The organism is Pseudidiomarina sp. CB1 (genome assembly GCF_024752025.1).
In the GTDB taxonomy this organism is placed as follows: Bacteria; Pseudomonadota; Gammaproteobacteria; order Enterobacterales; family Alteromonadaceae; genus Pseudidiomarina.
Window position 1 is genome coordinate 1 of record NZ_JANTPU010000002.1, and the last position, 23,667, is coordinate 23,667.

Here is a 23,667-nt window from a genome sequence, read left to right on the forward strand (position 1 = left end):
AGAAAACATCGCTCTTTCTTTTCGATTTTACCGAATGTTAAGAGCTAATAAACGCACTATTCATTTCATTTCTCTGAACTAAAATGCACACAGTAACGTAAAAGGAAGCTGTGATGCTACGCAATACCTCTAACAGTTATGGCTGGATCGCCATCGCGATTCATTGGCTCTCGGCGCTGGCGGTCATCGGCCTGTTTGTCCTTGGCTATTGGATGCTGACGTTAAGTTATTACGACCCTTGGTATCGCTTGGGGCCCTGGTGGCATAAATCCGTTGGCCTCACGTTACTTGCAATAACTCTACTACGCACTGTTTGGACACTACTAAATCCAAAGCCCACGTTACGTGGCAGCACTTATGAGGTGAGCGCAGCTAAGCTCGGACATGTACTGCTTTATGGACTGTTATTAGTAACTATGATCAGTGGCTATTTGATCTCAACCGCAGATGGCAGTGGTATCTCGGTATTCGATTGGTTTGAGGTGCCAGCGCTAATCACGGGCATCCCGCAGCAAGAAGAGCTTGCCGGTGATGTGCATTGGTACACAGCTTTAAGTCTTGTGATTTTGGCCGGCGTTCACGGCATTGCCGCATTACGCCATCACTTTTGGGATAAGCATGACACGTTGAAACGCATGTTACGTCCACAGAAGTAACCTGAGGAGAAGAGTATGAAAAAGTTAGCTTTAGTTGCAGCAATGACTGCCGCCTTATCAGTATCGCTACAACCTGCGCAAGCAGAAGATTATGTGATTGATATTGAAGGCCAGCATGCGTTTGTTCAATTTAAAATCAGCCATCTTGGTTACAGCTGGCTGTTAGGCGAGTTTACCGACTTTGAAGGGTCGTTTAGCTATGACGAAGCCAAACCAAGTGAGGCTAGCGTGAACGTTACCATTGATACTGCGAGTATTGATAGTAACCATGCTGAACGCGATAAGCACTTGCGTAGTGATGACTTCTTGGCGGTCGATGACTATCCAGAAGCAACCTTTACATCAACCAGCTTCACGCCAAACGGCGACGGAACAGCTGTGTTAGCAGGCGATCTCACCTTGCGCGGTGTCACTAAACCAATTGAAATTGCAGTGACTGAAGTAGGCGCTGGCCCTGATCCTTGGGGTGGTTTCCGCCGCGGTTTTGAGGGCAAAGTAACCCTTACCCTCGCCGACTTTGGTATTGATTATGACTTAGGCCCGGCGGCAAAAACTGTCGACATGTATTTATCCATCGAAGGTATTCGTCAATAACGCTAGTTCGTGCCTAACTCGGCTTTTTCGTAGGCAGCTAAAGCTGCCTGCGAATTGCCTTGCGCGGTATAAACTTGCGCCAAATCCAGCCATACACGCCGTGATGGGACGAGCTCTGATGCACGACGAAGCGCCCGCTCCGCTAACGACCATTCGTTCGTCGCTATGGCGATTTGCCCCATAGCTTGCAATAACAAACCATCTTCCGGGTGTTGCTTCAACTGACCTTGTAAATAATCACGAAGCTCTACGCCTGGTACTAATAGCTGTTTATCTAGCAACTGAGCTAATTTTAAGTCACCGCGCTTTAATCCTCGTGCAGCCACTTTGTCTGCAGCATCGAGCAATTGATAGGTCTTCAGCACACCGATATAAGCTTGGCGGATACTGGCGGACCGGCGCTCGTCTCGCGCTAGGCTCTTCCAAAACGCCACTAAAGCTGGAGGACCTTCACGACCCACTGCTAAGAAGCGCTCACGATAAGCGCGCTCTTTTAATTCACTCAGTGCAGTCGCGCTTACAACGGCTAAGCGTTCCGCGTCGGGCAGGCTAGCGAGAACTTCGTCCCAACGATGAAGGTGCTCGTAAGCTTGTAATGCGAGCCGCAATAATTGTGGATGTTGTGGATGCTGACGACGCAATTCTTGCAACTCACCTAGGCGGCGCTCAGCTTGCTCTGGATGTTGCTGCAAGGTAAATAACGTTTCCGCGAGTTGTAGATCGTTAGGATTAGGAGCGTGTTGTAACCACTCACGTGCTTGTGCATAGTCTTCATTGGCAGCCGCCGCATAACTCGCGAAGAGTGCCACAGTGCCGTCATGACGTAATTGCCAACTACGGTTAAACGCGCTCGAAGCATGACGCAGATCGCCATGTACTAAGGCTGTTGCACCGTCGGTAACCGCTTGCTGAGCTTTACTGTCGCGGCGCTGGCCGAACCACTTCATGCCCCACGCAGTTCCTCGTAGTAAGCGCATCACAAATCCCCATACGACACGCAGCACAAGCACAGCTAGCACCAACAAAATCACAGCTGCGACTAGGCTGGTTTCAATCGTGTAGTTACCAACGGCAATGAGCACATAACCGGTGTTGCCGTCCCATAACGGGCCTATAAACAAACCGGCAATGAGTAGTAAAACGACAATCCATGCGTATTTCATTGGCTTACCCCAGCATTAACTGCCTGCGCATGGCGATTGATAAGCGCCAAGCTACGTAACTGTTCCGGTAGGTTAGGCTGCAAGGTTTGTGCGGCCAACTTCGTTAAGTCATCGCGCAGGGCTACTAACTCGAGGTCACTTTGTTGCTCTAGTTCAATCACTAGCGCTAAGGCTTCTTGCAGACTCCGTTGGTAAAGCGTATCCGTTTGACTCATTGCCGCTTGTTGCGCCAGTTGCAACTGTAACAACACTCGCTGTTTGGCTAGCTCGACAAAAGCTGCAGATAGCTGCGGCTCAATTGGCTTTTCACGGTGTTGTACACGAATAAGTTGTTGGAACAAGGTGCTTGCGCTGGCTTGAAGATGCTCGTACCAAGGCGCATCGGCGGGCGCCTCTTCATTAACTAGGGTGCGTGTCGGCGCATTGATTCGCCAGTCTTGCTGAAGTAAACGTGCCCTTAGACTGCTTAATTCCATCGCAACGGCTAGGTGGCGGTCAGCGTCAACACTGCGTAAGGTTACTTTATCGTCGTTAATTGCTTGGCGAGCCGCCTGATAAGCTGGGTTGTTCAACGCAGCTAAATGGGTATCGGCTAGCTCTAAAAGTTGTAAGGCTAATTCTGGGGCCTGATCGATATAGAGTTTATTACTTGCTTGCGCAACGAGCTGACGCGCTTCAAGAATACGCCAGGCGGTGGCTTGTGAAACATCCAGACTGGCTAATTCAGCTTGCACCGATTGCACGGCCCGAGTAAGGTCCGACTGCCGCTGCTCTTGCTCACTTACGCTGCGCATTAGGCTCTGTTCGCTTTGCTGTAGCTGCCGCTCTACCAAACCTGGAAGTTGTTGCTGTTGACGCTCTAATTCAGTCAATTTGCTATCAACCTCACGTTGCAGGCCATTTAGCTGCTGCTCTTGTGCGGTAACCTGCGCGTTGAGTTGCTGATTTGTCGCTAAGAGGTCCTGATAAACATAGCGATAAGCCGCCCAACCTGAACCGGCCAAAGCTGCCACTAAAACAATGACCAACAGCCACGGAAGAGCCGAGCCTCGTTTGGGAACCGAGTCGTTTTCTGAAGTTGCTTTGTGAACCTGTGCCTCGATCACTTCTTGTGGCTCTTCTTGCTTCGACGTGCTCTGTTCTGTCATAAGTTATCCTTTTCTACATGCATGGCGCGTTGCCATGCGTCTACCATAGCAAAACTTGCGGCACTATCGGCAATCATTACGTGCCTACCGATACCTGCTGGCAATAACTGTTGCAGTCGGTGGCTCGCGACAATCCACGTACACCGAGCTAACCACGCGATTGCGTCTTTGGGAACAGCGGCCAAAAACGCGCCTAACTGTTCTGCACTGCTGACCATGATGGTATCAATACTTTGTTGCCAAGCGCGCAGTTGCTGCTCACTTGGCGTTTTCGTAATGCGCTCATAAACCTCAAGGTAGTGCACCTCGGCACCGCGAGCACGCAAGGTGTCGGCGAAAAGCTCACGGCCGCTACGACCGCGGATGATGAGCCAGCGCTGACCATTTACCTGTTGTAGCTCGGGTAAGGCAAGCAACGCATCGCTATTATGTTCGCGCCATGGGCACACCACAGGCCGGTGCACGACACGCGCAATTGCTTCTGCTGAGACCGGGCCGACAGCGAACCAGCGACACCGCGGCATGTCCTGATCGGGCGCCCAGGCTTGTGCTTGCTGGGCAAAATAGTGTGCCGCATTGACACTCACCATCATTGCTCCGTCCCATGCGCTGCGCAAGGTGTCGGCAAGGCTTCGCGAAGGGTCGTCATAACCCTTTATTTCGAGCATGCTGGCACTGCTACTGCGTATGTCATAGCCTTGTTCGGCAGCGCGCTGCTGTAATAGCTGCTGCAGCTCTGCTGCTTGGGCTTCAGGACGAAGAATGAGAATGTGCTTCATGAGTGAAGTTCGTTCTCCGCATACACATCAGCTAAGATTTTTCCGGCGCCGCGGGCCAACAGATACTCAGCCAATTCGGTACCCAATGCTTCGGCATGGTCACGGTGACCTTTGATATCGCCTTCGATGATCTCGCTGCCGTCAGGACGACCGACGAGACCACGCAAATGCAATTGATCACCCTGTAATTCGGCGTACGCACCGATCGGTACTTGGCAACCGCCCTGCAAGCGTCGGTTCATGGCGCGCTCGGCAAGCACACAGCTGCGCGTATCGGCGCACGTCAATGGGGCTAACAAGGCCTTGGCTTGGGTGTCATCGGTACGGCATTCGATCCCCAGCACGCCCTGACCGTTTGCCGGCAAGCAAACCTCGGCAGGTAGGCGTTGACGAATGCGCTCCCCTAATTCCAAACGAATAAGTCCTGAGGCTGCAAGGATAATGGCATCGAATTGACCATCATCCAGTTTACCGAGACGGGTTTGCACGTTGCCGCGTAAATCTTTCACCACCAAGTGCGGGTAATGGGCAAGGATTTGGCACTTTCGGCGTAGGCTACAGGTACCAACCACTGCCCCTTCTGGTAATTCATCGAGGGTATGGTAGTGATTAGACACAAAGGCATCGCGCGGGTCTTCGCGTTCGCAAATACCGAACAATTCTAGTCCTGGCGGAAACTCAACGGGTAAGTCTTTCATCGAATGCACCGCTAAATCGGCGCGGCCTTCGAGCATAGCTACCTCGAGTTCCTTCACGAATAAGCCCTTGCCACCAATCTTTGCTAAAGGTGTATCGAGAATAATATCGCCCTTGGTACTCATTGGCACGAGTTCTACGGTTAAGCCTTCATGCAGAGCTTGTAGACGCGCTTGAATATGTTCTGCTTGCCACATGGCGAGCAGACTTTTGCGCGTAGCGATGCGTAGGGTTTGGCTCATGCTAGTCTCCGCCTTCAACTTGCGCTTTTAATTCTAGATCTTGCTCAGCTTGTTTACTGCCCGAGTCGGTCAATAATTCCCAGAGCTCAGCGCCAGTGCGATTGTCAATCCACTGACCGTCGCGGTATTCAAAATGATGGCCGTTGAACTTTGTCGCGACCCAAATTTGCTGCAAAGGTGGCTGTTTATTGATTACCATGACCGTGCGATTCGGAAAAGTAATTTCCAACATGTCACCGTCACACTCGCTATCGATGTCGATACCGGTGTTTTCGAAAGCTGCTTCAATCGCCCAAATCGTCGCTTCGGCGAGTTCATGATACTCATGGTCTTGCATGTCTACTCCTAGTAATGACATTTGTGCGCTGCAATGCGATGATAAGCACACGTTTCAATCGCGAATCACAAGGGTACAGTTTACCGATGTTTAAGCTGAAAGTAATGCGTCCAATCATTGTAGCAGCTAGCTTGGTCTTGGTCGCCTGTGGGCAAAAAGGCCCATTGGAAATGCCGCCCCCGGCTGAGCAGAATAAACCTGCGGAACCTGTAACCGATTCGCAAGTACAGGATAGCAACGTAACATCATGAGTTTTAATTACAAAAATACTGAATTGTTCGCAGAAGATTGTGCGGTGACGGACCTTGCTAAAACGCATGGAACGCCGCTGTTCGTCTATTCAAAAGCTGCGATCACAGCGAACTGGGAACAGTTTGCCAAACATTGGCCTGCGCCAAACAAACTTTGTTATGCGGTAAAGGCAAATTCCAACCTTGCGGTATTGAACCTGTTGGCGCGTTTAGGCGCCGGTTTTGACATTGTCTCTGGCGGTGAATTAGCCCGTGTTCTTGCCGCAGGCGGTAAAGCTAGCGATGTGGTTTTTTCCGGTGTTGGTAAAAGTCACGAAGAAATTTCCTACGCTCTTGAGCAAGGCATTGGCTGCTTTAATGTGGAATCGACCGCCGAACTTGAGCGCATTCAGGCGATTGCCGCTGAGAAAGGCGTGCAAGCGCCAGTGTCGTTGCGGGTGAACCCGGATGTTGATGCGCAAACGCATCCGTACATCGCTACCGGATTAAAAGCCAATAAGTTTGGGATTGCGATGTCTGAAGCACGCGATGTATTTCGCCGTGCGGCACAAATGCCCAACTTGAATGTGTGTGGTGCTGACTGCCACATCGGCTCGCAGATTTTGACACCGCAACCCTTTATGGACGCAGCTGAGCGCATGTTTAGCTTAGTCAAAGACTTGCGGGCTGAAGGTATTAACATCACCCATTTGGATATGGGGGGTGGCTTTGGTATCCCTTACCAGCATGAAGAAAAATTAGAGGTAAGTGGTTACTTACAGACGTTGCAGGACAAAGCATCTGAGCTGGGTAACCTGAAGCTCATGTTAGAGCCGGGCCGTTCAATCGTCGGTAACGCCGGCATTATGGTGACCAAGGTCGAATACTACAAACCGGGTAGTGAGAAAAACTTTTTGCTGGTCGACGCCGGCATGAACGACCTGCTACGGCCGTCACTTTACAATGCCTATCATGCGATTCAACCGGTGCTACGGCACGCCGGGGTTGATGAGCAATTGGTCGACGTTGTCGGCCCCGTTTGCGAAACCGGTGACTTTTTTGGCCATGCTCGGCACTTGGCTGCGCAAGAGGGAGATTTGCTGGCAGTAATGAATGCCGGCGCGTATGGTTTTACCATGGCATCGAATTACAACACCCGTCCGCGAGCGGCCGAGGTTATGGTGCACGGTGATCAGGCAACCTTGATTCGCGAGCGCGAGCCGCTGGAAAGTCTTTGGCAGGGTGAACACTTGCTCGGAGAGAATGTGTGAACTTTAGTAAAATGCACGGTCTCGGCAATGACTTTATGGTCATTGACAATGTGACGCAGAATATTTACTTAAACCCTGAACAGATCCGACGTTGGTCGGATCGCTATCGCGGAATTGGCTTCGATCAACTATTGTTGATTGAGCCGCCGTATGATCCTGAGCTGGATTTTCACTACCGCATTTTTAATTCGGATGGTAGCGAGGTATCGCAATGCGGCAATGGCGCGCGTTGTTTTGCGCTGTACGTTAAGTTAAAAGGCCTTAGCAACAAGCAAGAGCTTAAAGTCAGCACCAAGGCTGGCACCATGGTTATGCGCCATGAACGTGATGGGCGGGTGACAGTTGAAATGGGTGTTCCGACCTTTATTCCGTCGGAGGTACCTTTTAAAGCGAATAAAGAAGAGCAGACCTACGTGTTACGTGTGCAGGAGCAAACTGTCATGTGTGGCGTCATGGGTGTTGGCAATCCACACTGTGTGATTGAAGTGGATGATATCCACCATGCGCCGGTTGGTACCTTGGGTCGCGCTTTGGCCACCCACGAACGCTTTCCGGAAGGTGTGAACGTTGGCTTTATGCAAATTATTAATCGCGAGCACATTAAATTGCGTGTTTTCGAGCGCGGCACCGGAGAGACGCAGGCATGCGGCAGTGGCGCATGCGCAGCGGCGGTGATTGGTATGCGTCAAGGCAAACTGGATTCGCAAGTGCGAGTACATTTACCTGGTGGGCAGTTGATCATTCAATGGCAGCCAGGTGAACCGATCCGTATGACGGGACCGGCAGAACATGTTTATGATGGACATTTGAAACTATGAGCAACGAAGCAAAAAAACAAGCTCACGAGACAGTCGTTGATGACAGCCTAATTGCGGCTTATTTGGAAGAAAATCCAGACTTTTTCGAACGGCATCCAGAGTTACTTCAACGTCTGAGCGTAAAACATCAAAGCAAAGGAGCTGTATCGCTGGTTGAGCGTCAACAGCAAGTCTTGCGCCAACGTGTTCAGCAACTCGAAGAAGAAATTACTGAGTTGATGGTCACCGCGCGTCGCAATGAGGAGTTGTTTCGTTACTTTAGCCAGCTTTATGTGAAGTTGTTGCAAAGTGCGAGTATCGACGAGGTGATGGATAGTTTGCAGCAAACATTCTCTGAACAGTTACAAATGCCTGCGTTGAGCTTAAAGTTTTTTGATAGTCCATTAGAGCTCGAAGAGCAATTCACCTTTGCCGCTGATACCCACAAACAATTGCTCAGCAAACGTTTTCGTGACGACAGCATCTACTTGGGTCGCTTATCGGCTGACGAGCAGCGTTTATTGTTCCCCGATGAAAGTATCGCTTCGGTGGTGTTGCTGCTGCTTGGCGACAAAGGGGAGTTAGGGATGTTAGCCATTGGCAATCACGATGCGGGACATTTTGAGCCGGCCATGGACACATTGTTCGTGAAGCAGTTGCAAGTGTTGCTAACACAAGTTCTGCCGCCTCTTCTGCAGCATCATGCTTCTGCTTGACGCGCGACAGCGCTTTTTAAATCATTTGGCCGGTGAGCGCGGGCTCGCCGATCATACGCTCGCCAATTATGGGCGAGTGTTGAAAAACGATATCGTGCACTTGGCCGAGTTAGGTGCCGAGCAGGTGGCCGAGGTGACGCAGCCACTTTTTGAACGTTTGTTTATGGATTGGCGGCGTCAAGGCTTAGGCGACGCCTCGTTGGCCTTACGTTTAGCTGCATGGCGCTCCTGTTTTGATTATTGCATGCGGGAAGGTTGGCGCAACGATAACCCTGCCCGCCACACCAAAGCCCCAAAAGCAGCGAAACGCCTCCCCAAAAATCTCGATGTTGATAGCATCAGCCAGCTACTCCAACTACCTGATAACGATGAGCTTGCGTTACGTGACGCGGCGATGATGGAGTTGCTTTATGGTAGTGGTTTACGCTTGGCGGAATTAGTGGCACTGGATATTGATGCTATTAACCCACGCCACCAAGAGCTTCGTGTACTCGGTAAAGGCGGCAAGACGCGAATTGTGCCTTATGGCCGCTGCGCCGCCGAAGCGCTAAAGAAATGGTTGCCAATTCGTGCCAGCTGGCTTGGCGGCAACTTAACCGAAGTCGCGCTCTTTATTAGCCAACGTAATAAACGCATAAGTCCGCGTACGGTACAACAGCGCCTTAATCATTGGGGGCAACAACAAGGCTTGCACGGCAACTTGCACCCGCATAAACTGCGGCACTCGTTTGCCTCACATATGTTAGAATCGAGTGGTGATTTACGCGCCGTGCAGGAGCTGTTGGGCCACGCAAACCTGAGCACCACTCAAGTTTACACCCACCTCGACTTCCAGCACCTTGCGAAGGTCTATGACGCCGCACACCCACGAGCCCGAAAAAAGTAGCAAACAGCGAGTTCACAATGCAGTTTTACCGACGTCCGCAGCCTATTGGCGCTATCAGCTTTGACCTCGACGACACCTTGTATGACAACGTCCCTGTGATGCGTAAAGCCGAAGCTGAAGGTTATCGTGCCTTGTGCGAGCTATTTCCACAGGCACAGCAGTGGACTCAGCAGCAGTGGGCCGAGCGGCGTTGGCAACTGATGCGAAGCGAAGCCGATCTTGCCAGTGATATGACCTTGCTACGTTTAGCGACGCTTAAACGTGGGCTGATGGAGTTAGGTGTTGATGAAACCAATGCGAAAATTGGCGCTGAGCAGGGATTACAAGCGTTCTTGGCTGCCCGAAATCAAGTTGTGGTACCGGCGCAGACGCATGAAATGCTGAGCGCGCTCGGCCAGCATTATCCGCTTATCGCCATCAGCAATGGCAACGTCGATACCCGAGTCATCGGTCTGCATGACTACTTTCACCAGGTCATCCAACCGGGTGATGGACGTCGTGGTAAGCCTTATCCGGATATGTTTGCCGCCGCACAAACACAGTTGCCGCAGCTAAAGCCTGGGCAGTGGCTCCACGTAGGCGACAGCCCGCTGGCCGATGTGCTTGGCGCGCATCGTGTGGGTTGGCAGTCGGCTTGGTTCCGTGGCGGCTTGTATGACGAACAAGGTCTGATTGTGTTGCCGACCTTTGCCTATCACGACAATCAAACGCTGGCAGACTTTTTGCTCGACTAACTGGTTGCATATACAGTAGTTGCACTTTACACTGACCTGCAAAGCAAGAATGGATATTCCTATGACATCGCACCCACTCCTTGAGCAACTCAATGACAAACAACGCGCTGCTGTCAGTGCGCCTGAACGGCATATGCTGGTGCTCGCTGGTGCCGGTAGTGGTAAAACGCGTGTGCTCGTGCATCGTATTGCGTGGCTCATGCAGGAATACCATTTATCGCCCTACAGCATCATGGCGGTAACCTTCACCAACAAGGCTGCGGCTGAGATGCGTGGTCGCGTGGAAGAGCTTGTCGGTAGTTCCACGCGGGCGATGTGGATCGGTACTTTCCATGGCTTGGCACATCGTCTATTGCGTGCGCATTACATGGATGTCGACTTGCCGCAAAACTTCCAAATTCTCGATAGTGACGATCAACAGCGGATGCTCAAACGCATCATGCGCAGTATGAATTTAGATGAAAAGCGTTGGTCGCCAAAACAAGCGCAATGGTTCATCAATGCGAAAAAGGACGAAGGACTTCGTCCGCATCACTTAGATGGCCATGATTTTAACGAACGCACCTACAAAGAAATTTATGACGCTTATCAGGTGGCATGCGATCGTGCAGGTCTCGTCGACTTTGCCGAATTACTGTTGCGCGCGCATGAACTGTTACGCGACAACCGTATTGTGCGTGAGCACTATCAAAAGCGTTTCCGCCATATTTTGGTCGACGAGTTTCAAGATACCAACGCCATTCAGTACGCCTGGGTGAAGCTATTATCCGGTGGCGGTGTTGGCGCTGAACACGAAAATTACGTCACCATCGTTGGTGATGACGATCAATCGATTTACGGTTGGCGTGGCGCTAAAATAGAGAATATTCATCAGTTTACTCGTGACTATCCCAACGTTGACACGATTCGCCTTGAGCAAAACTACCGCTCCACCAATACCATTTTGAGCGCCGCGAATAGTGTTATCGCCAATAACAGTGACCGCCTCGGCAAAGAACTATGGACCGACGGCGGTAACGGTGAGCCGATCGATTTGTATGCAGCTTATAACGAGCTCGACGAAGCACGTTACATTGCGAGTCAAGTTGAAGCTTGGCATGAACAGGGTAACGCCTTGCAAGATGTTGCCTTACTTTATCGGAGTAACGCTCAGTCGCGAGTGCTGGAAGAAGCATTGCTTCACGCTCGTATTCCCTACCGCATTTATGGCGGCTTACGCTTCTTCGATCGCCAAGAAGTTAAAGATGCACTGGCATACTTGCGGTTACTTGCGAATCGTAATGACGACGCTGCACTAGAACGGGTGATCAATACGCCAACCCGAGGTATTGGTGCACGTACGCTTGAAATCGTGCGTGACGGTGCCCGCCAACGCGGTACGTCTTTATGGCATGCCGCCAAGCAATTAGCAACGGAAAAAGTACTTACGGGTCGAGCTGCAAATGCAGTGCTGACATTCATTGATCTCGTGCAAGAACTCGAGGACGAGACCGCTGAATATAGTCTGGGGCGGCAAGTCGATACTGTCATTAAAAGCAGTGGTTTGATGGCGATGTATCAAGCTGAAAAAGGTGAGAAAGCAGAAACTCGCGTAGAAAACTTAAAAGAGCTGGTGAACGCTTGTGATAATTTTGACCAGCTTGGTACTGAAGCGCCCGAGGATATGACGCCACTGAATGCTTTTTTAGCGCATGCCGCATTGGAATCAGGCGATGAGCAGGCCGATGATCATCAAGACGCCGTGCAACTGATGACGTTACACAGCGCGAAAGGACTCGAATTTCCTTTAGTATTTATGTGTGGTGTTGAAGAAGGTTTGTTCCCATCACAACAATCGCTGGATGAAGCAGGACGGCTCGCTGAAGAGCGTCGTCTTTGCTATGTGGGGATGACTCGAGCGATGCAGAAGTTGGTGATCACTTACGCTGAGCAGCGGCGTATTTATGGACAGGAGAAATTACACCGAGCCAGCCGTTTTATTGCCGAGATCCCGCCGGAAAATCTGCATCATGTACGCATGCAAACACGTTCGCGTATGAGTGACGACTTTGCTGCAAGTCAACAAAGCTACGGACGTTTTCACAGTGGCGCAAGCCATGAAACCTTTGCCGAAAGCGGCTTCCAGCTTGGGCAACGCGTGCGCCATGTAAAATTTGGCGAAGGCACAGTGCTCAACTACGAAGGCAGTGGAGCGCAAAGCCGCATCCAAGTTAATTTCGATGACCTTGGTAGTAAATGGCTAGTGGTAGCCTACGCACGTTTAGAGCGTTGCTGATGAACAAGTGTATCAAGGCTGTAAAGCGCTAATGCAGCCCAAATAATGGCAAAGGTCACCAATTTATCTGCAGCTAAGGGTTCACCATAAACCCATACCGCCAAGATAAACATGAGACTTGGGCCGATGTACTGAAAAAAGCCCAGCGTAGCGTAGCGTATCCGTTGCGCAGCTGCGGTGAAACACAGCAGCGGGGCCGTGGTGACGATACCTGCGGCAATAAGCAGTAGATTAAGTTGCCAGGTGTTTGCGGTCATATCGCTGGCGCCGGATGTCGCAAAGAAGAACACATACACCAACATAAACGGCAAAAGAATGGTCGTTTCGAGCCACAGTCCGGTCATGGAATCCACCGGCAAGCGCTTACGAATTGCGCCATAGGTCGCAAAGCTACAGGCCAGCGCAAGCGCCACCCATGGCACAGAACCGAACGAAATCACCTGAATCAAGACACCGATAACGGCTAACGCAATAGCAAGCAATTGCATGCGGCGCATACGCTCAGCGAATACCACCATGCCGATAGCAACGTTGAGTAGCGGGTTAATATAGTAGCCAAGGCTGGCATCAAGAATATGATCGTTGTTAATCGCCCAAATGAACAGGAACCAATTGCCGCCTAGTAAGAAGGTTGCAATGGTTAGACGTAGCATTTGTTTTTTGTTGGTGACCACGGGGCGGATGCGGTGCCAGCGGCGCAGACCAACGATCAGCACCAGCACCAAGACAAAAGACCAGATGATACGGTGCGCCAAAATTTCGAGCGCAGGCACTTGTTGCAACAATTTGAAGTATATCGGTGCAATGCCCCACATAGTGTAGGCAGCAATCGCAAATAAAACCCCTTGGCGACTGCGTTGAGCATCATCGGTCATGCGACAAACTCTCTTGGTTAGCTGGTATCTCAGATGTGTGCGAAATTTAATCAGTTACCACGCGGATTTGTCGGAAATAACCGTTCGGCTGTGGTGCTCAGCGCGTGGGATGCATACAATAGACCGTATTCAATTCTCGCGCAATCGGAGCCCGCAAATATGACCGCAGCCGCGCTGTCAAAAACCCTTGCCGATGTATTTGGTTATGCGTCGTTTCGGCAAGGCCAAGAACAGGTTATCGCGGCAGTGCAAGCTGGCCAAGATGCGCTGGTTTTGATGCCGACCGGTGGCGGAAAGTCTTTGTGCTACCAACTTCCGGCAGTTATGGGCGATGGCGTGACCTTAGTGGTCTCACCGCTGATCTCCTTGATGCAAGACCAAGTAGAAAGCTTGCAGACCATGGGAGTGGCCGCCGCTGCCCTGCATAATGGCCTTAACGCGGAACAACAGCAGCAGGTGATGCAAGATGCGGCACAGGGCGTACTTAAACTGCTGTATGTGAGTCCTGAGCGCGCGCTGCAGGGCTATTTTATGCGCCAACTGCAACAGTGGCCGATTACCTTAATCGCGATTGATGAAGCGCACTGTATTTCGCAGTGGGGGCACGATTTCCGTCCCGAGTACGGCCAACTTGGGCAACTTCGTGAGGCGCTACCGCGCATTCCATTTATGGCCTTAACGGCCACAGCGGATGCGGCCACTGAAGCCGATATTGTGCAGCGTTTGCACCTGCACGATCCCGAAATTTTTAAGAGCTCGTTTGATCGACCCAATATTCGCTACATCGTCGAAGAAAAATACAAACCACAAAAGCAACTTCGCGATTATATTGCCAAGCAAAAAGGCGCTTCTGGCATTGTTTATTGTGGTAGTCGCAAGAAAGTCGAAGATATTGCTGAGCGCCTACGCCAAGACGGTATTCGAGCGCGTGGCTACCATGCCCGCATGGAACATGACGAGCGCGAAGAGGTACTCCGCGGGTTTGTGCGCGACGACATCGATGTAGTGGTAGCGACCGTAGCCTTTGGGATGGGCATTAACAAACCGAACGTGCGTTTCGTGATTCACTTTGATGTGCCACGTAGTATCGAGGCGTACTATCAAGAAACAGGGCGTGCTGGGCGTGATGGCCTGCCCGCTGAAGCTGTGTTGCTTTACGATCCCAGTGATGCCGGTTGGATCCGCAGCATGATCAATGACCACCCGGACGAGCAACGCCGTCAGGTCGAATTGCATAAGTTCGGCGCGATGCAGGCTTTGGGTGAAGCGCAAACCTGCCGCCGCTTGGTGTTACTGAACTATTTTAATGAGTTTCGTGAACAAAGTTGCGGCAACTGCGATATCTGCCTTGATCCACCACGGCAATACGACGGCACTACTGATGCACAAAAGGTACTGAGCTGTATTTATCGCGTCGAGCAACGTTTTGGTGCCAATCATGTGATTGATGTACTCAGGGGGAGCCAATCTCAGCGGTTGACGGCGCTGGGCCATGAGCAACTCTCGACGTTCGGCATCGGCGCCGAACAAAGCCAAAGCTACTGGCTGAGTATTATTCGCCAGTTGATTCATCGCGGGCTGGTGCTACAAAACATTCAGCACTACGGCACGCTACAGTTGACCGCAGCTGCGCGGCCTGTGTTGCGTGGAGAAGTGGCGTTACAGTTGGCCGAGCCGCGCATTAACTTGGCGGTCAGCAAACCGAAAGTGACCGACCGCGCCGACTACGACAAATTGCTGTTTCGGCGCCTACGCGCATTGCGCAAAAGTATCGCGGAGGCTGAGGATAAGCCGCCGTTTGTGGTGTTTAACGATGCCACGCTGGTCGAGATGGCGGTACATTACCCGACCGATGAGCAAAGCATGTTGCTGATCACCGGCGTCGGGCAAACCAAGTTTGCCCGTTATGGCGAAGCCTTCATCGATGCGATTACGGCGTATCTTGACGCCGACGATGAACCGTTACTCAGCCTCTAGATGCTAGCGAAATAGTAACGCCACAATTCCTGCAATACCGGAATGATCGAAGCGACGAGGATGAGCCCCATGGTAATGTTGAACACGCGCTGAAAGACCGAGTTAGAGAGTACTTTGCGTAGAAGTGAGCCAAACAGCAACCATACGCCAACGCATGGAAATGCCATTAACAAGAATGCCAAAGTGATGGCGACAACCTCGACAACAGCATTGCCATGAACCGTGGTGTAAGCAGCGACGGCGCCTGACGCCATCATCCACGCCTTCGCATTGACCCATTGAAATAGCGCTGCTTGCCAAAACGTAAAAGGCTTTTTCTCGCCCTTTTGAATGGCTTTGGGTTCGGCGCTTGCGATATGCCATGCTAACCACAGTAAATACACCACGCCGATCACCTTAATCAGCTGGTGCAGGTTGGGAAACTTCTCAAAAATAACACCAAAGCCAAACCCCACCAGTAGCACCATCACCGGAAAACCTAAACAGATACCCAAAAAATGCGGCATGCTGGCACGCACCCCGTAATTGACGCCCGACGACATGATCATGACGTTGTTCGGGCCTGGGGTAATAGTGGTTGAGAAGGCGAAAAACAGCACGGCGATGAAAATTTCCATAATCCACCCATTTTGATTGAGGTCTGTATACTAGGCTTAAGTGTGCCCCTAGCAGCAAAAGAAAAACAAGGAGTTCGAATGCAGAAGCTCATTGCTTTGGCTATTGTTCTTGGCAGTTTACTCGGTTTCACTGCTAATGCCAGCGCGCAAACAAGTGCGACGGCAAGTTCTCCAGCGACAGCGCCTCTTAAAGTTGCCGTGCGCGTGAGTCCGCCCTTTGTTACCCAAGATGCTGAAGGTCGCTATCAGGGTTTGACCATTGCGTTGTGGGAGCATATTGCCGACGTCAATAATTACCAGTTTGACTACTATCCAGTTGGCCTTGACGAGCTGATCAGCGGTGTTGCCGAGCAGAGCTATGATGTGGGTCTTGGCGCTTTATCCGTGACTGCAGACCGAGAACGGCAGATTGATTTCACGTTGCCGTTTTATAATGCTGGCCTCGGAATAGCGGTGCCCGCAGTAGAAGAAGCCAGTTGGTGGACGCTGACGAAACGCTTTTTTAGCTTCGAATTTCTGACCGTAATGTTAGCCCTGTCGGGGATCTTATTGTTAGCCGGGTTCTTGGTTTGGTTGGCTGAGCGGCGTCACAATCCGGATGAGTTCAAACAAGAATCCCTGCGCGGAATAGGTGCCGGCTTTTGGTGGGCGGCGGTCACGATGACGACCGTGGGCTATGGTGATAAATCACCGCGCAGTAAAGCAGGGCGTGTGGTGGGGTTAATCTGGATGTTTACCAGCGTGATTATTATTTCCAGTTTTACCGCATCCATTACTTCGGCGTTGACGGTGAATAAGCTCTCAACCCGAGTGCAAGGTAAGGATGATTTGGCGCAAGTTCGGGTGGCAAGCGTACCGAATTCGTATAGCGCTTACTGGCTGGATCGCGAAAACATCGGCTATCAGCACTACCCGACCTTGACCGATGCTCTGCAGGCTGTGCAAGCAGGTAAAGCCGACGCTGTGGTCTATGACGCACCACTGTTGAAATATCAGTTGCGTAAAGGTTTTAGTGGTTTATCGGTACTTCCTGAGAATTTCGCGTCGCAAGATTATGCCATTGTGTTACCGCCCGCAGCTGTGCGACGTGAGCAAGTGAATCAGGCATTGTTGCGTTACGTGCGCGGCGCGGAGTGGCGGCAAGCGGTGAACCAATATTTAGGTGATTCGCTATAATAAAGAGTTTACCCATAACTACCTCGTAGGAGGCTTAATTATGTTGAGTTTAGCGACTGCAATCCTGCTGAGCGCAGCAAATGCGCCAGCCACCGTGACAATTGAAGAGTGGCAGGTGCCATGGCCCGACTCGCGCCCACGTGACCCTTATGTGCAAAGTGCCGACCGTGTATGGTTTGTCGGCCAACGATCGGATTATGCAGCGGTCCTTAATCCGCAAACCGGTGACTTTGAACGAATTGATTTACCCGAGGGTGCGGGTCCGCACAACATCATCGTGGATGAGCGAGGTGCTTGGTATGCGGGCAATAAAGCCGCACACATTGGCAAAATTGACCATGACAGCTACGCGATCACTCAGTACACACTACCAGGTGATGGGCGCCGCGATGTCCATACCCAACAATTTACCGCTGATGGCGACATTTGGTTTACCGCGCAAGGTGCGAATCAGCTCGGTTTTTACGACGCTGAAACGAATGCCATTGAGCTTTACGATGTCGCAACGAAACGCGCTCGTCCCTACGGCTTAATTATGGTGGATGGTCAGCCGTGGGCAACACTGTTTGGCTCGAACAAGTTAGTGACGTTCACTGACGGTGCGTTGCAAGAAGTCGAGTTACCGCGGCCAAGTGCCAATCGCCCACGCCGTATTGCTGAAGGTACCGATGGCGGCATCTATTATGTCGATTATGCAGGCGGGTACTTAGGTCGGTATGACCGTGAGAGTGGTGAAATTGAAGAGTGGGCACTGCCTGGTGGCACCAGTGCTTTGCCTTATGCCATGGCGGCGGACGATAAGGGCTATGTGTGGTTTGCAGAGACGGGCCCACAACCCAACCGTATTGTTGGTTTTCATATAGCCAACGAAGCCTTCACTGCGCCTGTTGAAGTGCCGAGTGGCGGCGGCACTGTGCGCCATATGGTCTACGACGAAGCAAGTCAGAGCTTATGGTTTGGTACCGATGCGAACACTATCGGTCAAGCCAAAATCACCTACGATTAGTGTTATTAGCCAAAAAATCTGGGCCACAGCACCGTGGCCCAGGTGATGCCAATCAAAATCAGACTGAACATGACAGCGGCAGAAGCGATATCTTTGGCTTTGCCGCTAAGCTCGTGCAGATCCGGACTGATTCGATCAACGGTGGCCTCTATTGCCGAGTTCAATAGTTCGACAATCAAAAGAATAAACACCGGGAGAATCAACAACGCACGCTCAGCAGTATCAGCTGTCAGCCAAAAGGCCAGCGGCACAAGCACCAGTGCTAACAGACAATCTTGTCTGACCGCAGCTTCGGATTTTAGCGCCGCACGAAAACCGCGTACGGAGTTAGCGGTAGCGTGCACAATGCGTATTAAGCCTTTTTGCGATGGTTTCATTGATTTACTTTTCGTTTCAGCTAGATGGTGTACAGTGTAATACATCAATGAACTTAAGGATGGCTTAAATTTATGGCCGAAAGCAATCATTGGCAGCTTATCCCGCTGGATGACTTCGAGCGTCCGTCCGCACCGGCGAGCACGTTGGTGCAAAAAGCTCTGATTCGTTTGCATAGCCTCATTGGCAGCGATGCCGATGAGGATGCCACCCCTGAAGATCAGGATTTTCCCCATTATCGTGAATTCGATCTGGCGCCGGCAGTCGCTGCGGTAGATGACGCATGGCAAGAGCTCAATAAGACGCCTTGTGTGCGCTTTGTCGTGAGTCCGCCGTTTAGCGGAACGGGTGCTATTTTACGCGAGTGGGCGGAGCAACAAGGCTACCAGCAGTTGCAAGTTCCTAACGTCGAGCAGCTTGAAAGTGCTGACACGGATGCTTGGTGGCAAGCCCAGAAGTGTGAACGTTGGTTGCTTGATGAATTTTCGTCGTTTTGGTTGCGTACCACCTCACACATGCAGTTCATGCGTTCACTCTTGCCTCGCTTGCTGCGTGGCGAGCTGGGCGAAGGCGTGGTGGTGGTCGACAGTTGGACCTTTGCCTTTTTGCAAAGGGCATGGCCGTTGAGTCTACCGCACTGTTACTGTTTTGCCGCTGCAACTCCTGAGTTATTGCGACAAGTTTGTATTGAAGGCAGTGACAAAAGACTGCGTAAGCTGGCTGCTAAAGCTCGCGGAAATGTGGGAGTAGCGCTAGCGTTGTGGGCGCTGGAGCGTGATAGTGAACGCCAAGCTCCGCAAATTCCCCGTGAGGCTGATGATGGCACTGCGTTTATTTTGTATGCCCTATTGCTTCACCATGGACTGCGTGGCGAGCATTTGCAGTGGGTACTGCCGATGTTGGCCCCCGATCAACTCGATGTGCAATTGCTACGGCTGCAACAAAATGCAGTTATCGAGCTTGATGATGAAGGTGTATGGCGTATCACCGTTTACGCCTATATTGATGTGCGTGACTTCTTGGCCGCACGTGGTTATTGGCTCGATGGTTTTTAACAACGAGGCGAGCAATGGATACTGAACAGTTTTTAGCCATTTTTAAAGAGATCAACAGTGCCGTGCTGATCGAAATTGGTGTGGTGATTGCGGCTGCGCTCCTGTTTATTTGGTGTAGTCAAAGGCTCTTGCCGATGCTCGCCAACCATCTCCATGGCAAGCAACGTCTATTTGTGCTGGCGCTAATTCCAACCGTGCGTGTGATTGTCTTTATTTTTGCCATTGTCTGGATCGTACCTTTAGTGATTGAGCCCACGGCCCGCAACATGGTAGCTATTTTAGGTGCGGCCGGTTTAGCAATTGGTTTCGCTTTAAAGGACTATGTCAGCAGTATTATCGCTGGCGTGGTTGCCGTATATGAAGTGCCTTATCGGCCAGGGGACTGGATTTCTGTCGATGGTACTTACGGTGAGGTGAAGCACATTGGTATGCGCGCAGTAGAAATTGTCACGCCTGACGACACAGTGGTGTTTATTCCGCACTTGAAGTTATGGTCAAACCTCATTCATAACGCCAATAACGGTGGCCCAAGTTTGATGTGTGTGGTGGATTTTTACTTACACCCTGAACATGATGCGAATCAGGTGAAACATCTGCTTGAGGACGTTGCCTTGACGAGTCCATACGTACAACTCGCGAAGCCGATTGTGGTCGTCGCGAATGAAGAGCCGTGGGGCACACATTATAAGCTAAAAGCTTATCCAATTGACCCACGGCAACAGTTCCAGTTTATGACCGACCTCACCGCCCGCGGCAAGTCGTGCCTACGCGAGCTGCCAGTTAACTTTGCCCAGCTGTCACCAGAGCACGCTGCTCAGGTAGGCCCATACTAAGTACAAAAGGTTGTGCTTGAGTTTGGCGTTTACTAAAACGAGCTTTGTCTGTCAGGCCTTGCCATTGTATTTCGATCAAAGCTTGGGCGACGGCACCGCCTAAGCCACTGCCCGGGCCAAGTAATATAATGTGATCCGGCGCGAGCTCTTTCACTGCCACCTGAATCGACTTGCTGAAGTCATAGGTTTCGGTGACTTGATGGCCTAAGGTGTACTGCTGTAACGCGCGCAGATCGGTCGCTGGTGTTAACCACTGCTGACCACGACCATCAATTAATGGTGTTTGCGGTGTCTGAAATGCCGCAACTGGCCACGTTTCTTGCGCGGTTGCCGCTGCATCGGCCATCAACGAGGTGTGGAAAGCCGCATGCCCAGGCAAGATCATCGGAAAGCGCTCATCAGCAGTGGGTAAGGCCTTCACTGCTGCATGGCAAGCTGCTTCAGTCCCAGCCAAGACAGCATAACCACCATAGTTAATTGAACGGAACAATTCGCCTTGGTGCTTCGCGAGCTGTGCTTCAACTAATGCAATACGCTGATGATCAGGGCGCCAGTCGGCATCGACAATCGGATAAATAAACTGTGCTCCAGCACCGCCAGCGGTTAACTGCGCCATACTCGTCACCAAACGCGTACTGGTACTGACGGACCACGCCTCGGCACAGGCCATAGCGGTATACCAACCCATAGAGTTGCCGGCCAGTGCCACTACGTCGTATTGCTCGCGGTCGATACTTAAAAAGTCTAAATACCCCGCCGTGTAGATTAAAGCGGCGGCGTGCTCAGGTTTTTGGTGTAAGGACGTCTTAAAGAGCTTGGCTTGATCCAGTTCGGAAACGGTGGCGAGACCAAGTTGCTCCCGTTCTTGATCAATGCGGGTTAAGACCTCTTGCAAATGTTCTTTGATTTTCGGCGAAGATGCTGCAATATTCGCGGAGATAGACCCAAGTTCTGGTTTGTTGTAGGTGCCACGTCCAGGGCAAATCACTAAGGCTGTCTTTTTCATGCTTGCTCCCCCTGCAACATTGCTTGCGCCTTCTCAACAATACCATCAGCTGACGGGAGCACTGTGTAGGCTGCTTTGCCAAGCGGAATAAAGCTATCTTCGGCGGTAATGCGCTGAATAGTGAAACGTCCCGCATAGTCTTCATGTAATGCTGTCATCAGTTCCTCACTTAATGAGCCGCGGCGCCGACATTCGTCGACAATCAGCACGTTCTTGCACGTGCCTAAGGCTTTCACGATCTTGTCGGTGTGCAATGGCACCAAACAGCGAATATCGAGTACCCGTACCTTGTGCCCAGCTTTGGCGAGCTTCGCTTCGGCTTGGCGGCTAAGATAATAACCATTGCCGTAAGAGATAATTGCGAGGTCTTCGCCGTCGCCATGTAACGCAGGTTCACCAAGCTCTGGTACCGCCTGATCAGGTTCTGGATACTCACAGAGCCAGCCGCCGTCGCCTTCGTCGTGCAAATCGCGCATCATGTACAAGGCAATTGGCTCGAGCATAATCACGACCCGTTGCTCCACTGCCGCTAGGCGCACGGCTTGCCGCATCAGCAAGGCACCATCATGGCCGTTCGATGGACACAAGACGATGACGCCGGGAATATCACGGAACACCGCGAAGGAGTTATCGTTGTGGAAGTGACCACCAAACCCGCGCTGGTAAGCTAAACCAGCGATTCGAATCACCATTGGATTGGTGTACTTACCGTTGGAGAAAAACGATAGGGTCGCTGCTTCACCGCGGATTTGGTCTTCGGCGTTGTGGACGTAAGCGAGAAACTGAATTTCTGGCATGGCAATAAAGCCCTGCTGCGCCATACCAATGGCAAGGCCAAGAATACTTTGTTCATCAAGCACGGTATTGAGTACGCGATTGGGTCCGAACGCTTCCATCAAGTGTTGGGTCACATGGTAGACGCCACCTTTTCTAGCGATGTCTTCACCGCACATCACGATGTTACCGTATTGCGCCATCAGGTCATGCAGCGACCAATTGAGTAATTTGGCTAAGTGCTGGCGCTTACCATAGTTGTGCTTGTCGAATTTAAACAACTGCTCACGCTGTGGTGCATTGAGCGCTGCGGGTACGCTACTTTCGTCACGTTTCGGCGGCACAATCGAGGCCATCACTTGCTCGGCCCGTTCGAGCTTTGGTTGTTGTGCGGCTTGCTGGGCAATACGCGCCACCCGTTCGTGCTGCTGGCGAATAAAACGCGCTAAACTTTCGTGCGTAAAGAGATCACGACTAATGAGCGCTGCGCAGGTATGCAGCAGCGGGTCACGTTCAGCATCACGGGCAATTTCTTGTTTGCTACGATACGCCACTTCCGCATCAGCACCGGCGTGACCGAACAAACGAATAGTGCGCACATGTAACATTGCCGGCTTACGTTTCTGGCGGACATAATCCGCAGCTTGTTTAGCAACTAAATAGGTTTCTGCCAGGTTACTGCCGTCCGCAAAGAAGTACTTTAATGCTGGGCGCTGGCTTAACTGCTGTTGGATCCAGCCCTGCGGCGTATGGGTGGAAATACCGAGCCCGTTATCTTCGCAAACCAATAGCAAAGGCATTGGGATCTGCTGATAAGCCGCCCAACTTGCCGAGTTAATTGCGCCAAGCGCTGTCGAGTGGTTCGCCGAGGCATCACCGAAACTGCACATGGCAATGGCGTCATGAGGCCACGTACCTTGGTGTTGTAAGCGTTTCGAAAGGCCGATGGCAAAAGCCGTACCCATCGCTTTGGGAACATGCGAAGCAATGGTACTGGTTTGTGGTGGAATATGAAGGTCAAGGCTGCCAAGCACCTTGTGACGCCCACCTGAAATAGGGTCATCACTCGAGGCGGCAAAGCTGAGCAGCATGTCATACAAGGGGGTAGAGCCAGGTTTTTGCTTCGCCCGCTGCAAGAAAAAAGCCCCGCTGCGATAATGCAAAAACGCTGGGTCGGTCACACGCAAAGCTTTTGCTACAGCAGCGTTAGCTTCGTGTCCTGAACTACCAATAGTGTAGAAACTTTGCCCGGCCGCTTGCATTAGCCGCGACTGCAAATCCAGTAACCGGCTGGCGAGTTGTGAATCGAACAACTCGACCAGTTCAGATTCGCTTAGAATGCCACCTGCAGCTTGTGCGTGTGGCAGTTCTTGTTGCTCAATACGCTGGATGAATTCGCCCAGCCATGGGTGCATTGCTGCAGCCATATACGCCTCCATAAGTTTGCGT

The 23,667-nt window shown here is 51.5% G+C and carries 24 protein-coding genes; 14 read left to right on the plus strand and 10 right to left on the minus strand.

The genetic code is table 11. The features are described from left to right. Window positions 1-113: 113 nt before the first annotated feature. Both NV375_RS09315 and NV375_RS09320 read left to right on the plus strand, forming a co-directional pair. Complete coding sequence (locus NV375_RS09315; protein WP_258807970.1) at window positions 114-656, plus strand: cytochrome b; 543 nt, start codon at window positions 114-116, stop codon at window positions 654-656. A 15-nt stretch (window positions 657-671) separates the two neighbouring features. After that, window positions 672-1,250, plus strand: a complete 579-nt coding sequence (locus tag NV375_RS09320; RefSeq protein ID WP_258807971.1) for a YceI family protein — start codon at window positions 672-674, stop codon at window positions 1,248-1,250. A 2-nt stretch (window positions 1,251-1,252) separates the two neighbouring features. Here the strand turns inward: NV375_RS09320 and NV375_RS09325 are convergent, their stop codons facing one another. The 5 genes from NV375_RS09325 to cyaY are packed head-to-tail and all read right to left on the minus strand — an operon-like array spanning window position 1,253 to window position 5,615. Further along, window positions 1,253-2,413, minus strand: a complete 1,161-nt coding sequence (locus NV375_RS09325) for a heme biosynthesis HemY N-terminal domain-containing protein (protein ID WP_258807972.1) — start codon at window positions 2,411-2,413, stop codon at window positions 1,253-1,255. Next, a complete protein-coding gene (locus tag NV375_RS09330; protein ID WP_258807973.1) occupies window positions 2,410-3,561 on the minus strand; it encodes a uroporphyrinogen-III C-methyltransferase in 1,152 nt (383 codons plus the stop codon). Before NV375_RS09330 ends, NV375_RS09325 begins: the two co-directional genes overlap by 4 nt. Continuing rightward, window positions 3,558-4,340 carry a uroporphyrinogen-III synthase gene (locus tag NV375_RS09335; RefSeq protein WP_258807974.1) on the minus strand — a complete coding sequence of 261 codons (783 nt, stop codon included), beginning with the start codon at window positions 4,338-4,340 and terminating at the stop codon, window positions 3,558-3,560. Before NV375_RS09335 ends, NV375_RS09330 begins: the two co-directional genes overlap by 4 nt. Next, on the minus strand, window positions 4,337-5,278 hold the full coding sequence (hemC, locus tag NV375_RS09340; RefSeq protein WP_258807975.1) for a hydroxymethylbilane synthase: 942 nt from the start codon (window positions 5,276-5,278) through the stop codon (window positions 4,337-4,339). Before hemC ends, NV375_RS09335 begins: the two co-directional genes overlap by 4 nt. A 1-nt stretch (window position 5,279) precedes the next feature. After that, window positions 5,280-5,615: an iron donor protein CyaY gene (gene cyaY / locus NV375_RS09345; RefSeq protein WP_126772896.1), complete on the minus strand. Its 336-nt coding sequence runs from the start codon at window positions 5,613-5,615 to the stop codon at window positions 5,280-5,282. Window positions 5,616-5,719: 104 nt separating this feature from the next. Between cyaY and NV375_RS09350 the strand changes: the two genes are divergently transcribed. The 7 genes from NV375_RS09350 (at window position 5,720) to uvrD (ending at window position 12,524) form a co-directional block, all read left to right on the plus strand. Continuing rightward, on the plus strand, window positions 5,720-5,866 hold the full coding sequence (locus NV375_RS09350; RefSeq protein WP_258807976.1) for an LPS translocon maturation chaperone LptM: 147 nt from the start codon (window positions 5,720-5,722) through the stop codon (window positions 5,864-5,866). After that, window positions 5,863-7,116: a diaminopimelate decarboxylase gene (gene lysA, locus NV375_RS09355; RefSeq protein WP_126772901.1), complete on the plus strand. Its 1,254-nt coding sequence runs from the start codon at window positions 5,863-5,865 to the stop codon at window positions 7,114-7,116. Before NV375_RS09350 ends, lysA begins: the two co-directional genes overlap by 4 nt. Window positions 7,117-7,127: 11 nt before the next feature. Then, window positions 7,128-7,934, plus strand: a complete 807-nt coding sequence (gene dapF / locus NV375_RS09360; RefSeq protein ID WP_126773681.1) for a diaminopimelate epimerase — start codon at window positions 7,128-7,130, stop codon at window positions 7,932-7,934. Further along, window positions 7,931-8,629, plus strand: coding sequence for a DUF484 family protein (locus NV375_RS09365; protein WP_126772903.1), 699 nt, complete (start codon window positions 7,931-7,933; stop codon window positions 8,627-8,629). The genes dapF and NV375_RS09365 overlap by 4 nt, the downstream gene beginning before the upstream one ends. Then, complete coding sequence (locus tag NV375_RS09370) at window positions 8,616-9,515, plus strand: tyrosine recombinase XerC (RefSeq protein ID WP_258807977.1); 900 nt, start codon at window positions 8,616-8,618, stop codon at window positions 9,513-9,515. The genes NV375_RS09365 and NV375_RS09370 overlap by 14 nt, the downstream gene beginning before the upstream one ends. Before the next feature lie 17 nt (window positions 9,516-9,532). Next, window positions 9,533-10,249 (plus strand): HAD-IA family hydrolase, encoded by a 717-nt coding sequence (locus tag NV375_RS09375; RefSeq protein ID WP_126772909.1) that lies wholly within the window; start codon window positions 9,533-9,535, stop codon window positions 10,247-10,249. A 61-nt stretch (window positions 10,250-10,310) separates the two neighbouring features. Then, a complete protein-coding gene (gene uvrD / locus NV375_RS09380) occupies window positions 10,311-12,524 on the plus strand; it encodes a DNA helicase II (protein WP_258807978.1) in 2,214 nt (737 codons plus the stop codon). Here the strand turns inward: uvrD and rarD are convergent. Further along, window positions 12,500-13,399: an EamA family transporter RarD gene (gene rarD, locus NV375_RS09385; RefSeq protein WP_258807979.1), complete on the minus strand. Its 900-nt coding sequence runs from the start codon at window positions 13,397-13,399 to the stop codon at window positions 12,500-12,502. The two genes, uvrD and rarD, sit on opposite strands and share 25 nt — an antisense overlap. A gap of 159 nt (window positions 13,400-13,558) precedes the next feature. Between rarD and recQ the strand changes: the two genes are divergently transcribed. After that, the gene (gene recQ, locus NV375_RS09390) at window positions 13,559-15,376 is read left to right on the plus strand and encodes a DNA helicase RecQ (protein WP_258807980.1); all 1,818 of its coding nucleotides are present in this window, start codon (window positions 13,559-13,561) and stop codon (window positions 15,374-15,376) included. Here recQ and NV375_RS09395 read toward each other — a convergent pair. Next, complete coding sequence (locus NV375_RS09395) at window positions 15,373-15,993, minus strand: LysE family translocator (RefSeq protein WP_126772921.1); 621 nt, start codon at window positions 15,991-15,993, stop codon at window positions 15,373-15,375. The genes recQ and NV375_RS09395 overlap by 4 nt on opposite strands. Before the next feature lie 78 nt (window positions 15,994-16,071). On the opposite strand from NV375_RS09395, the gene NV375_RS09400 reads away from it, so the two are divergent. Beyond that, a complete protein-coding gene (locus NV375_RS09400) occupies window positions 16,072-17,169 on the plus strand; it encodes a transporter substrate-binding domain-containing protein (protein WP_258807981.1) in 1,098 nt (365 codons plus the stop codon). A gap of 40 nt (window positions 17,170-17,209) precedes the next feature. Next, window positions 17,210-18,175 carry a lyase gene (locus tag NV375_RS09405; RefSeq protein ID WP_258807982.1) on the plus strand — a complete coding sequence of 322 codons (966 nt, stop codon included), beginning with the start codon at window positions 17,210-17,212 and terminating at the stop codon, window positions 18,173-18,175. 5 nt (window positions 18,176-18,180) lie between these two features. On the opposite strand, the gene NV375_RS09410 is transcribed toward NV375_RS09405, so the two are convergent. Beyond that, window positions 18,181-18,552, minus strand: a complete 372-nt coding sequence (locus tag NV375_RS09410; RefSeq protein ID WP_258807983.1) for a diacylglycerol kinase — start codon at window positions 18,550-18,552, stop codon at window positions 18,181-18,183. 72 nt (window positions 18,553-18,624) lie between these two features. Between NV375_RS09410 and NV375_RS09415 the strand changes: the two genes are divergently transcribed. Both NV375_RS09415 and NV375_RS09420 read left to right on the plus strand, forming a co-directional pair. Continuing rightward, on the plus strand, window positions 18,625-19,605 hold the full coding sequence (locus tag NV375_RS09415; RefSeq protein ID WP_258807984.1) for a hypothetical protein: 981 nt from the start codon (window positions 18,625-18,627) through the stop codon (window positions 19,603-19,605). 14 nt (window positions 19,606-19,619) lie between these two features. Beyond that, window positions 19,620-20,438 (plus strand): mechanosensitive ion channel family protein, encoded by an 819-nt coding sequence (locus NV375_RS09420; RefSeq protein ID WP_258807985.1) that lies wholly within the window; start codon window positions 19,620-19,622, stop codon window positions 20,436-20,438. Here NV375_RS09420 and NV375_RS09425 read toward each other — a convergent pair. After that, a complete protein-coding gene (locus NV375_RS09425; RefSeq protein WP_258807986.1) occupies window positions 20,386-21,444 on the minus strand; it encodes a malonyl CoA-ACP transacylase in 1,059 nt (352 codons plus the stop codon). The genes NV375_RS09420 and NV375_RS09425 overlap by 53 nt on opposite strands. Then, window positions 21,441-23,645, minus strand: a complete 2,205-nt coding sequence (locus tag NV375_RS09430) for a thiamine pyrophosphate-dependent enzyme (RefSeq protein WP_258807987.1) — start codon at window positions 23,643-23,645, stop codon at window positions 21,441-21,443. The genes NV375_RS09425 and NV375_RS09430 overlap by 4 nt, the downstream gene beginning before the upstream one ends. Window positions 23,646-23,667 lie beyond the last annotated feature (22 nt).